The organism is Exiguobacterium sp. s95 (assembly GCF_018618655.1).
Lineage (GTDB): Bacteria > Bacillota > Bacilli > Exiguobacteriales > Exiguobacteriaceae > Exiguobacterium_A > Exiguobacterium_A oxidotolerans.
On record NZ_JACSMM010000004.1, the window covers coordinates 1 to 11,877 of the forward strand.

The 11,877-nt window shown below is 48.6% G+C and carries 9 protein-coding genes; 2 read left to right on the top strand and 7 right to left on the bottom strand.

The window, feature by feature from the left end; all coding sequences use genetic code 11:
- Positions 1 to 200: 200 nt before the first annotated feature.
- The 7 genes from KNP99_RS08770 to KNP99_RS08800 all read right to left on the bottom strand — a co-directional run bounded on the left by KNP99_RS08770 (position 201) and on the right by KNP99_RS08800 (position 9,045).
- Complete coding sequence (locus KNP99_RS08770) at positions 201 to 743, bottom strand: ECF transporter S component (RefSeq protein WP_029332126.1); 543 nt, start codon at positions 741 to 743, stop codon at positions 201 to 203.
- Positions 744 to 1,678: 935 nt separating this feature from the next.
- On the bottom strand, positions 1,679 to 3,208 hold the full coding sequence (gene ahpF, locus KNP99_RS08775) for an alkyl hydroperoxide reductase subunit F (protein WP_214805359.1): 1,530 nt from the start codon (positions 3,206 to 3,208) through the stop codon (positions 1,679 to 1,681).
- Positions 3,209 to 3,222: 14 nt separating this feature from the next.
- Complete coding sequence (ahpC, locus tag KNP99_RS08780) at positions 3,223 to 3,786, bottom strand: alkyl hydroperoxide reductase subunit C (protein ID WP_028105377.1); 564 nt, start codon at positions 3,784 to 3,786, stop codon at positions 3,223 to 3,225.
- Positions 3,787 to 4,005: 219 nt separating this feature from the next.
- A complete protein-coding gene (gene gnd / locus KNP99_RS08785) occupies positions 4,006 to 5,406 on the bottom strand; it encodes a decarboxylating NADP(+)-dependent phosphogluconate dehydrogenase (RefSeq protein ID WP_214766278.1) in 1,401 nt (466 codons plus the stop codon).
- A gap of 19 nt (positions 5,407 to 5,425) precedes the next feature.
- The gene (locus tag KNP99_RS08790) at positions 5,426 to 6,772 is read right to left on the bottom strand and encodes a GntP family permease (RefSeq protein WP_029332123.1); all 1,347 of its coding nucleotides are present in this window, start codon (positions 6,770 to 6,772) and stop codon (positions 5,426 to 5,428) included.
- Positions 6,773 to 6,794: 22 nt separating this feature from the next.
- Complete coding sequence (gene gntK, locus KNP99_RS08795; protein WP_214770259.1) at positions 6,795 to 8,336, bottom strand: gluconokinase; 1,542 nt, start codon at positions 8,334 to 8,336, stop codon at positions 6,795 to 6,797.
- On the bottom strand, positions 8,329 to 9,045 hold the full coding sequence (locus tag KNP99_RS08800; protein ID WP_088838264.1) for a GntR family transcriptional regulator: 717 nt from the start codon (positions 9,043 to 9,045) through the stop codon (positions 8,329 to 8,331). The genes gntK and KNP99_RS08800 overlap by 8 nt, the downstream gene beginning before the upstream one ends.
- Before the next feature lie 194 nt (positions 9,046 to 9,239).
- On the opposite strand from KNP99_RS08800, the gene KNP99_RS08805 reads away from it, so the two are divergent.
- Complete coding sequence (locus KNP99_RS08805; RefSeq protein WP_214846185.1) at positions 9,240 to 10,160, top strand: ketopantoate reductase family protein; 921 nt, start codon at positions 9,240 to 9,242, stop codon at positions 10,158 to 10,160.
- A 223-nt stretch (positions 10,161 to 10,383) separates the two neighbouring features.
- The gene (locus KNP99_RS08810) at positions 10,384 to 11,790 is read left to right on the top strand and encodes a polysaccharide pyruvyl transferase family protein (RefSeq protein ID WP_088838262.1); all 1,407 of its coding nucleotides are present in this window, start codon (positions 10,384 to 10,386) and stop codon (positions 11,788 to 11,790) included.
- Positions 11,791 to 11,877 lie beyond the last annotated feature (87 nt).

Consider the following 11,877-nt stretch of genomic DNA (forward strand, 5'->3'; position numbering starts at 1 on the left):
CGTGGGGATTCGCTTCAAGTTGTCTGATTTGATCTGGATTAAAGGTACGTCTGTTCATAAATAGTCCTCCCGTATGAATTGAATAGATATAGTATATCGATATCTCTGAACACAAAAAACCCCGAATGGGGTCTTTTATCAAGTGTCCACCATTTAGGGTTCAGTTCAAATCGTTAGGAGACAGGGCTTTTTCATATGGATTATCCGCGCTGGCGGAAAAATGCTGTTTTCTTTAAAGCTGCGCTGACCGGAATCGCAACGAGGATTCCGACGACGTTTTGAACGAGGTTACCTGGGATTGAAGCAACAGGAGCGATCCAGTTACTATAAAGAATCCCTTCACAGATATAGTAAACGCCAAGCATAAATGGAACAGAAGCAATCATTGCGAGTACGTTGACGCTGACATTCGTTGCTTTACGACCATATGTCCAGGCAATATAACCGACAACGAAACCTTGCAGACCACGTCCGACGAACGAGAACGGAGCCCAAAGTGTCCAGCCTGATACGATATCGAAGAGTCCCATTCCGACTGCTCCGGCGATCATGGCAGTTCGCGGTCCGAACAAGAGGGCGATAATGAACAACATGGCCGTCCCCATATGGACAAGTCCGCCGTTCGCTGCGATTGGCAATTTAATATTAATAAAGAATGTTGCGACAAAAACAAGTGCAATCGACATCGACGTGATGACGAGTTGCCGGGTACGAGTGCTTGAATACGGTGTTGCGTTTTGCATGAGTCAGACCTTCTTTATGATAGATTTTGAATAGCTTAAATCTATCAAAATACTGGACTAGCTAAAAGTGTCAATATCGAACAATTTATAGGGGTCAGTTGAACCGTTGCTTTTTATACTGAAGAGGGAAGACGGCGTATGTATTCGTTCAAATTCGCTTCTGCTTGTTTTTCGCGTTGGAGCAATACCATTCAGGATACGCGTTAAAAGATCTGTGTTTCACATAGTGCTTCAGCCAAATGGTCTCGGAAAAGATTTATTTTCCATTGATTCCTACGGGAACAGTGCGTTATTAACGCACTCAGCGTGTAGACAAACGCTTATGAAGCGTGAACATGCGATAACGAGAGGCAATCTGTTCGCGCTCCCCTGTCTCGCCTCGTCTTCAAAGCGGCAATCGGTCACGCCGCTACAGCAAAGCTGCAGGGTCGCGCTCCCCTGTCTCGCCTCGTCTTCAAAGCGGCAATCGGTCACGCCGCTACAGCAAAGCTGCAGGGTCGCGATCGATTGCTTTTCGCTTTAAAAGCGATTCGAGACGGATTGCGCTCTAAGCCGTCTGCATGCCTGGATTTCCCTCACGGTATTACCTAAAAAGTGTCACGTTTCGTTGACTCCTGCGGGGAAAAGTGCGTTTTTAACGCACTTTCAGAGGCAGGCAAGACCCTGCTCATTGTCCGCTAGGACCAAGGAGCAACGGCTTGCGCCTCGCCCGAGGAAAGCAATGAAAAAAAGACGCTTGATCTCCCGATATCACTTTGTCTACAGTCTGAAGTGCGTTATTAACGCGACTTGCCAGAGGCAGGCGAGACCCTACTCATTGTCCGCTAGGCAAGGAGCAATGCCCGAGGAAAGCAATGGAAATAAGAATCGTACATCGATGAAAACATAGTATTTAAATTAAAAAAACGCCTTGCCGAAGCAAGACGTTTAAACGATTAATTGCGAATCATATGATCGAAGGCACCAAGTGCAGCTGTCGCGCCTGAGCCCATCGAGATGATGATTTGTTTATACACACTGTCGGTACAGTCACCTGCTGCGAACACACCAGGGACATTCGTCGCACCATGACGGTCGACGAGGATTTCACCGAATTTGTTGCGTTCCACCGTATCACCGAGCCAGTCCGTGTTCGGCACGAGACCGATTTGGACGAAGACGCCTTCCAGCTCAACGTGTTGTTCAACGCCTGTTTCACGCTCGACATAGGTGATGCCGTTTACTTTATCCGTCCCCGTGATTTCCTTCGTCTGGGCGTTTGCGACGACCGTGACGTTCGGAAGACTTGCGAGACGTTGTTGTAAAACTGCATCTGCCTTCAGTTCAGGTGCGAACTCAAGGACCGTGACGTGTTTGACGAGACCTGCGAGGTCGATTGCCGCTTCAACACCGGAATTACCGCCGCCGATGACCGCAACGCGTTTTCCTTCGAAGAGTGGACCATCACAATGTGGGCAGTACGCGACACCTTTGTTCTTGAACTCAAGTTCGCCTGGGACACCGACGTTACGCCAGCGTGCACCTGTCGACAAAATCAACGTTTTCGTTTTGAGGACCGCACCATTCTCAAGTTCCAGCTCAACGAGGTCTTTTTTCTCGAGACGTGTTGCCCGTTGCAGGTTCATGACATCGATGCCATACTCCTTGACGTGTTCTTCAAGACTCGCGACGAGTTTCGGACCTTCCGTGTACTTCATGCTGATGAAGTTTTCGATGCTCATCGTATCCATGACTTGTCCGCCGAAACGTTCTGCGACAATCCCGGTCCGGATGCCTTTACGTGCTGCGTAAATCGCGGCACTTGAACCGGCAGGACCGCCACCGACGACGAGGACGTCGTACGGATCTTTGTCAGCGAAATCGGCTGCATCTGTACCCGTACCGAGCTTCGCAAGAATCTCTTCGAGTGACATCCGTCCGTTCCCGAATGCTTCGCCGTTGACGAAGACCGTCGGGACAGCCATGATTTCTTTTTGCTCGACTTCTTCTTTGAACGCTCCACCGTCAATCATCGTGTGACTGATGTTCGGGTTGAGGACGCTCATGACGTTCAAGGCTTGGACGACATCCGGGCAGTTGTGACAGCTGAGGCTGATGTACGACTCGAAGTGATACGTCTCTTTGATGCCTTTAATTTGTTCGATGACAGGCGCATCGATCTTCGGCGCACGACCACTGACTTGGAGCAAAGCCAAGACGAGTGACGTGAACTCGTGACCGAGCGGAATCCCGGCGAACGTAATTCCACTTATTTCACCAGCGCGGTTGACGCTGAAGCTCGGTGTCCGGGCGAGCGTCGCCTGTTCGATGCTGATGCGTGGTGACATACTCGCGATTTCTTCGACGAGTTCGCTCATCTCGAGTGAGACGGAGTCCGTCCCGGCGCTGACGGCGAGGACGATGTCTCCTTCTAACAAATCGAGGTATTGAGCGAGTTGTGCTTTAATATCTGCTGCTAAAGCCATCTCAAATCCGCTCCTTAAATTTTCCCTACGAGGTCAAGGCTAGGTGTGAGTGTTGCAGAACCCTCTTCCCATTTCGCCGGGCAAACTTCACCTGGGTTGTTGCGCACGTATTGTGCTGCTTTGATTTTGTTGACGAGTGTACTTGCATCACGGCCGATTCCACCAGCGTTGATTTCAACAGTCTGGATGACGCCGTCCGGATCGATGATGAACGTCCCGCGATCAGCAAGTCCATCTTGTTCGTTTAAGACTTCGAAGTTACGTGAGATGACGTGTGACGGGTCACCAATCATGACGTACTCGATTTTACCGATTGTTTCTGAAGTTTCGTGCCAAGCTTTATGTGTAAAGTGCGTATCTGTTGAAACGGAGTACACTTCAACGTCAAGCGCTTTGAGTGCTGCGTATTGGTTTTGAAGATCTTCGAGCTCAGTCGGGCAAACGAATGTAAAGTCTGCTGGGTAGAAACAAACGACACTCCATTTTCCACGAAGGTTAGCGTCTGTAAGATCGACGAACTCTCCGTTGTGGAATGCTGATGCACTAAATGGTTTTACTTCACTTCCGATTAAAGACATGATAAAAATCCTCCTGTTGGGTTCTATTTAAGAATCTGTTCTAGTCGTTAAGAATAACTGTACTTATCACACTAGAATAATTCTAATCTAATACTAATTTCATATAAAGCGTCTCTTTTGTCAAGGTTTAACCTGTAAATTCTTATTTCAAGAAATGAATTGTGAACAAAAAAAGAGCTCTATCTCCCTGAATGAAACAGGGAGATGGAGCTGTATAAGTCATTGCCATTCAGTATGGAACATTCCTTCGCGATCGGTCCGGGCATACGTATGAGCTCCGAAATAATCACGTTGTGCTTGCAGGATGTTGGCATTTGAATTCGCTGTCCGGTAACTGTCGTAATACGTCAGTGACGTGCTGAGACACGGTGACGCAAGACCTGTGAGCGCACCTTCTGCGACGACTTGGCGGAGCGACGTTTGATACGCCTGTACCTTGTCTGCGAAGTACGGTGCGAGCATTAAGTTGTCGAGTGATGCGTCCGTTGCAAAAGCCTCGCTGATGACATTGAGGAACTCAGCGCGGATGATACAACCGCCACGGAAAATCAAGGCAATCTCTTCAAGACGTAAGTTCCAGTCATACAGTTCGGATGAAGTCCGGTACTGGGTGAAGCCTTGTGCGTAAGCCGCGATTTTACCCATGTAGAGTGCTTGGCGGATGCGTTCGATCCAAACGTCTTTGTCGAGCGCTGCACGGGCTTCCGGTCCACCGAGGACAGAGGCGGCAGCGACACGTTCTTCTTTGACGGCAGAGAGATAACGGGCGAAGAGTGCCTCCGTAATGATAGAGGAAGCGATCCCATTATCAATGGACTGCAAGCTCGTCCATTTGCCCGTTCCTTTTTGACCGGCTTGATCGAGAATGACGTCGATCAAGGGAAGACCCGTCTCGTCATCTTTTTTCCGTAAAATCTCAGCCGTGATTTCAATCAGATAACTTTTTAACTCGCCGTCGTTCCATGAGGAGAAGATGTCCGCAATTTCTTCGACATCGAGTCCGAGACGGACACGGAGGAAGCTGTAAGCTTCTGCAATCAACTGCATGTCAGCGTACTCGATTCCGTTATGGACCATCTTGACGAAGTGTCCGGCCCCTTTAGGTCCGATGTAGACACAACATGGGTCGCCGTTCACTTGTGCTGCAATTTTTGTCAAAATCGGCGCAACTTGATCGTACGCTTCTTTTGTTCCGCCCGGCATGATGGCAGGACCGGTCCGGGCTCCGACTTCACCACCCGAGACACCGACACCGATGTACTCGATGCCCTGCTCGTTTAGTTGATCAAAGCGACGTTCCGTATCGAGGAAGTGGGAGTTCCCACCGTCCATGATGATATCGCCCGTCTCAAGGTGCGGGATAAGCGAACCGATGACTGAATCGATGGCACTTCCCGCCGTGACCATGACGAAAATCTTGCGTGGACGCTCGAGTGAGCGGACGAAGGCTTCGACGTCATAGTACGGATGAAGCGGTAACCCTTCGCGGTTCGCGACGAGTTGTTCCGTTAAGTCTGGCGTGTAGTTATAGATAGCGACGTTTTCATCATGGCTCGCCATGTTCATGGCGATGTTGCGTCCCATGACACCAAGGCCGATGACTCCGATTGAATTTAGCATAGTGTAACGACTCCTTTTTTTAGACGACGAGACTGAGGAGGAGGACGAATCCAAGTCCGAAGACGGAAATGATTGTCTCAAGCAGCGTCCACGTCGCGAAAGTTTCTTTCATAGTTAAACCAAAGTATTCTTTGAACATCCAGAACCCGGCATCGTTGACGTGCGAAGCGATTAAGCTACCAGCACCAGTCGCAAGCACGACGAGGGCGAGGTTGACGTCTGATTGACCGAGGAGCGGGATGACGAGTCCAGCTGTCGTCAGTGAAGCGACCGTCGCCGAACCGAGTGAAATCCGTAAGATCGCGGCAATCAACCACGCGAGTAAAATCGGTGAAAGTGTTGTGTCAGCAAAGAGTTCAGCGACATATTTACCGACGCCTCCATCGATTAAGACTTGTTTGAAGGCACCGCCACCACCGATGATGAGTAACATCATTCCGATTTGTGTGATCGCTGTCGTACATGAATCCATGACGGTCTTGATTGGGATATTACGTGCAAGTCCCATCGTATAGACTGCGACGAGTAACGAAATCAACATTGCTGTGGAAGCATTCCCGATGAACTGGATGGCAGAAAGAACCGCATTGCCGTCCCAGCCGAGCGTTTTTTGTAGCAATGTCAAAATCGTGGCGATCGACATTAAGAGTACAGGTAGCATTGCTGTGAACACACTGATTCCGAATCCAGGTGTTTCACTTAAATCAAATTCTTTTTGTTCGCCGAGTGAGGCGATGTTACCTGTTTTTTTGAATGATTCCGGCACAAGACGTTTTGCGACTTTCGTAAAGAGCGGTCCGGCGATGATGACCGTCGGAACAGCGACTAAGAAACCGTAAAGTAAGACTTGCCCTAAATCTGCCCCGTATTCACCCGCGATGACAGTTGGACCGGGGTGAGGTGGTAAAAAGCCGTGTGTAACAGAAAGTGCTGCGACCATCGGAATCCCGAGATAGAGAATCGAGACGCGAAGCTGACGTGAAATCGCAAAGACGATTGGAATTAATAGAACAAGTCCGACTTCGAAGAATAACGCGATCCCGATGATGAATGAAGCGACGACGACTGCCCATTGAATGTTCTTTTCCCCGAATTTCGCGACGAGTGTCATCGCGATCCGCTGTGCACCACCGGCGTCAGCAATTAATTTCCCGAGCATTGCACCGAGTCCGAAGATCAGCGCAAGGTGACCGAGTGTTCCGCCGAGACCGGCTTCAATCGTCGTGACGATTTGGTCGAGCGGCATTCCAAGTAGTATAGCGACGACGAACGAGACGATGATTAATGAAACAAACGTGTTTAATTTCAACCCCATGATTAAAACGAGTAATGTGATGATCCCAATGGCAACGATGACTAACGGCATGTGACTTCCCCCAAAAGATAAATTAGTTTTCTTGCTGAATCAAGCTACGTTGATACTCTGCGATCCGCCGATGGTCGGCTGAAAGCGTCCGTGCCAAGCTGATGAAGATCGGTAGCAATTGACGGTATTCGTGCATCGCTTCTTCATTCGGTACATGACGATGTGTTTCCCCAATCATCTCAGCAGCTACTTCGAATGAATCGACTTCCCCAGTCGCATACAATCCGAGAATACAAGCCCCGAGACATGAACTTTCAAAACTTTCTGGAATGACGACTTCCGACTCAAAGATGTCGGCCATCATCTGACGCCACACTTCAGATCGCGCGAACCCCCCGGTTGCTTGAATCCGTGTGACAGGACCATCCATACATTCAATCAATGCCAGGAAGACAGTGTACAGGTTGTAGATGACACCTTCTAACGCGGCACGAATCATATGTTCTTTTTTATGTGACAACGTCAATCCGAAGAATGAGCCACTGACGTCCGGATTCCAAAGAGGTGCCCGTTCGCCCGATAGATACGGATGGAACAACAGTCCGTCTGAACCCGGACGGACCCGTTCAGCGATTTTCGTCAACACCGCATACGGATCAATCCCGAGTCGTTTCGCTGTTTCGACTTCAGCCGATGCGAGCTCATCACGAATCCAGCGTAAGACCATCCCGCCATTGTTGACCGGACCACCGATGACCCAGTGCTTTTCAGTCAGTGCGTAACAGAATGTCCGTCCCTTTTCGTCCGTCTGCGGCCGGTCAATGATAGTCCGGATCGCACCGCTCGTCCCGATCGTGATGGCAATCTCGCCCTTACGGATGGCGTTGACACCGAGGTTTGACAGGACCCCGTCACTGGCACCGATCATGAAAGGTGTTGCCGGATCAAGTCCGATTTGTTTTGCATATTCAGGATTAATGTCCGAATACTGTGTCGTCGTCGAGACAGGTTCCGACAATTTTGAAGCATCGATGCCGGCGATCTCTAAGGCTTTCGAGTCCCACTTCATGTCGTGGATATTGAACAATCCTGTCGCCGATGCGAGCGAATGATCAATCACGTAACGTCCGAACAGACGCTGGAAGACGAATTCCTTGATTCCGATGTATTTTTTCGTCCGCTCGGCAATCTCCGGCCGGTCTTCGACGAGCCAAAAGATTTTCGCGAGAGGGGACATCGGGTGAATCGGTGTACCGGTCCGGTGGTAGACATCATTTCCGTACTCTTCCTTAATCCGGTTCGACCAGGCTTCGCTCCGACTGTCCGCCCAGGTGATGCAGGCAGTCAAAGGCTGGTCCTCCTCATCGATGGCAATCAAGCTGTGCATTGCACTACTGAAAGCGACGAATTTCGGTTTTTGGTCCGGATACTGCCTCGTCAGCAGCCGGATTGTTTCGAGGACGGCGTGGAAAATTTCTTCCGGATCCTGTTCAGCAGTCGAACGGTTTGGTGTATGGAGCGGATAACCGACGTTCGTCTGGCCGACGACTTCTCCTTTTGTCGTAAAGAGGACGGCTTTCGTGCTCGTCGTCCCGATATCGATTCCTAGCATGTATTCAGTCATGTGGTTCGACTCCTTTCGTCATCATCTGTTGCGATTGCCATAAATCTTCGACTTCTTGGACATCGTCGAAGTTCTGGTGTAGAGACGTGACCATCCGTTCACGGTCTCCTGTTTCGATGGCTTCGATATAAAGTGCGTGATTGGCGATGATCCGGTCGAAATCCTCCATCTGTCCTTCGAAGCGAGTCCGCATCGATAAGAGGATGAAGCTTTCCATGACCGGTTTTAAGTTTTGCCAAATCATGCTGACATAACTGTGATCAATCGACCGGATGATCGTCTCGTGGAACAAAACATCTTGATACGAAAATTCGTCGGCATCATTAAACTTGATCGCGACTTTCATCATCTCAAGGATCTTGCTCAGTTCACGGACGAGTTCTTGACGGTCCATCCGGACGATCCGTTCGAAGACGAACGTTTCGATTAACAGGCGGACGTCATAAATCTCGCGGATGTCTTTTTCCGACAAACCAACGACGACGGCACCCATCCGCTCAAGCCGGATGATCCGTTCAGCAGCGAGAACTTTTAGAGCGTCGCGAACGGGCGAGCGACTGACGGAAAAATCCGTCGCTAATTTATTTTCAGAAAGGACGGTCCCTTGCTCAATCTTTCCGGAAATGATACGCATCCGGAGTTCGTGGGCGACACGATCTCCAGTTGATGCTTTTGATAACCATTTAATCGGGTATAAAAAATCAGACATAAAAATCACCTGCTTTGTTTTATGAGTATACTTGTATACAAGTAGTATAAACGACTGAATATAAAATGCAAGCGCTTTAATGAAAACGCTTTATTTCGTTTGGTTTACATTCGCATTACCTTCAGTATGATAGGATGTAGAAAACAATTTTCTGAGAAAAACATGTTGATCTTTAAGACAAAGGAGGATATATGATGAAGATTTTAGTCGTGGGTGCAGGAGCTGTCGGAGGGTACTTCGGGGGACGCCTAGCAGAAAAAGGGGAAGACGTGACGTTTCTTGTCCGTGAGCGTCGGGCAAAGGAGTTAGAGCGAACAGGTCTTGAGATTGACAGTCCGCACGGAGACGTGTCGTTGACGCCGCGTTTAATCCAAGTTGGAACAAAAGAGACGTTTGACCTAGTCATCGTGTCGACGAAAGCGTACCACCTGGAGCATGTCATCGGGGATCTCGAAGGGTTCGTCGGACCTGATACATATGTGTTACCTGTCTTGAACGGGATGCGGCATATCGAACAACTCGTCGCTAAATTTGGCGAGACGCGTGTCCTCGGAGGCTTATGCTTCATTGAATCGACGCTTGACACGAATGGACGCGTCATTCAGACGAGTCCTGCCCATCAACTCGTGTTTGGTCCAAGAACAGGGGACTGGACGGATCGCTTGTTTGAGGTGAAGGAAGCACTTGCAGGGACGAAAGCATCGATTAAAGCATCAGACCACATCATGCAAGATATGTGGCAAAAGTATCTCTTCATTACGACTTTTTCCGGAGTGACTTCGCTATTTCGGGCACCGATCGGTCCGATTCGCGACGACGCAGCCGGGGATCGTGTCATCCGGAATGTCTTACAAGAAGCAAAACAAGCCATGGAAAGTCAAGGGGCAACGTTCGTGCAACATATCGAACAGGAGCAGGAAAAACGGATTCACCAAATGGCACCGGATATGAAGTCGTCGTTGCAACGGGACATGGAAAAACAAGGCATGGTCGAAGCAGACCATCTGTTTGGCAGTTTAATAGAAGGAGCGGAGCCAGCGGTGCACCCGACGTTACGGATGATTCATACGAATTTAAAGATATATGAACGATTGCGGAGTGGAGTTTCCGAATAAGGAATTAGTACGCTGTTTACTATACTGGTAAAATTAAGCGGAGAGAGTAGACTGGAGAGCACAAACGTTCTAGCTGAACTTTAGCTGAATCTCGCGGACATAGCATTGACTTCCTTACTAGAATTCATCTATTCTTAGTAAGATTGAAAAAACCATCAATATATTGTGTAGTACCATTTGGATATAAAACTGAACAACAGATGTGAGAGGGGATTTAATTTACATGAAACGTATTATCATTCGCGCCGGTATGACACCGTTTGAGCAGTTCGACGCTGAGTACATGATGAAAGAAAACTCAATCGGAGGGAACGTCGGGAACTTGATCTATCAGTACAGTATCTTCCGTACATTGATGACAGAAGGAACGACGATCACACCTGACTATTACTACTACGATGAAGAGCGTGCAGACGAGATCAACGAAAACTTCGATCTTTACGTCATTCCACTTGCGGATGCATTCCGTCAAGAGTTCGCACCATCACTTCGTAAGTACACACGTTTGATTAAGAAATTGAAAATTCCGGTCGTCGTCATCGGTGTTGGTCTACGCGCACCATTCGAGCCGGACTTAAAAGGCGGATTCCCGTTCGACGAGGATGTTAAAGCATTCGTCAGCGCAGTCCTCGAACGTTCAAGCATCATCGGACTTCGTGGTGAAATCACATCGAAATACCTGACACGCCTCGGTTTCCGTGAAGGCATCGATCACAAAGTCATCGGTTGCCCATCGATGTATGCGTTTGGTCGTGATCTTCACATCCGTGAGACAAACATCACGAAAGATTCGATGATCAGTGTTAACTCGTCACGTCTTTCGCCGAAAAACGTCCTTGATTTCATCACACGTGGAATGGAAGAGTATCCAAATCACTACTTCATCCCGCAATGGATGAAAGAATTGAAATTGACGTACACAGGAACGCATCCGATCGCGGACCTTTCTGTCACGAACTACCCGGTTAAAATGTCTGACCCGACATATATGAACGACCGTGTTCGTTTCTTCTTGAACGCTCAAACTTGGTTCGACTTCCTCAAAGAAGCTGACTTGAGCTTTGGTGCGCGTCTCCACGGAAACATCACAGCGACGCTCGCTGGAACACCAAGTATTTTGATTCCGAAAGATGCACGGATGCGTGAATTGACGGATTACCACCAATTGACGCACATCTGGGCGAACGATATCACGGCAGACACACGTCTTTCAGACATCGTCGAAACAGCTGACTTCCAAAGCCCGGCTCGGATTCAAGCGAAAAACTTCGACAACTTCGTCGATTTCTTGAACACAAACGAATTGGAGCACATCTACCAAGACACGAACTACCCAGAGAACGTGCCGTTTGACCGTGAAATGGCGAAAACAGAACTTCTCCCAGCGGTTAAACCGATCACAGGAATCAGCATGGAAGAAGCAATCGCTCGTTTTGAATCATTCTTCCCGGAAGAAGAGAAAAAAATCGCTGCGATCCAAAAACGCGATAAAGATAAAGATAAAAAGATTAAAACATTACAAGGTAAACTCAACAAGCAGACGAAGATGGTTAAACATCAAGAAGGTACATTGAACCGTAAAGCGGTTCGGATGGCACTTAAGACAGCCGATCTCTTCGCGAAGAAATAAAAATAAGACGTCTCATGCCAATGCGGTGTGAGACGTTTTTTATTGCATAGAAAAAGCTTCATCTCCTAAAAAAGAAGAGATGAAGCT

Excerpts from the sequence above, each read along its gene's own strand:
- KNP99_RS08770 (WP_029332126.1), bottom strand. The coding sequence starts at position 743 with ATGCAAAACGCAACACCGTATTCAAGCACTCGTACCCGGCAACTCGTC.
- ahpF (WP_214805359.1), bottom strand. The coding sequence starts at position 3,208 with ATGGCTTTAGCAGCAGATATTAAAGCACAACTCGCTCAATACCTCGAT.
- ahpC (WP_028105377.1), bottom strand. The coding sequence starts at position 3,786 with ATGTCTTTAATCGGAAGTGAAGTAAAACCATTTAGTGCATCAGCATTC.
- gnd (WP_214766278.1), bottom strand. The coding sequence starts at position 5,406 with ATGCTAAATTCAATCGGAGTCATCGGCCTTGGTGTCATGGGACGCAAC.
- KNP99_RS08790 (WP_029332123.1), bottom strand. The coding sequence starts at position 6,772 with ATGCCGTTAGTCATCGTTGCCATTGGGATCATCACATTACTCGTTTTA.
- gntK (WP_214770259.1), bottom strand. The coding sequence starts at position 8,336 with ATGACTGAATACATGCTAGGAATCGATATCGGGACGACGAGCACGAAA.
- KNP99_RS08800 (WP_088838264.1), bottom strand. The coding sequence starts at position 9,045 with ATGTCTGATTTTTTATACCCGATTAAATGGTTATCAAAAGCATCAACT.
- KNP99_RS08805 (WP_214846185.1), top strand. The coding sequence starts at position 9,240 with ATGAAGATTTTAGTCGTGGGTGCAGGAGCTGTCGGAGGGTACTTCGGG.
- KNP99_RS08810 (WP_088838262.1), top strand. The coding sequence starts at position 10,384 with ATGAAACGTATTATCATTCGCGCCGGTATGACACCGTTTGAGCAGTTC.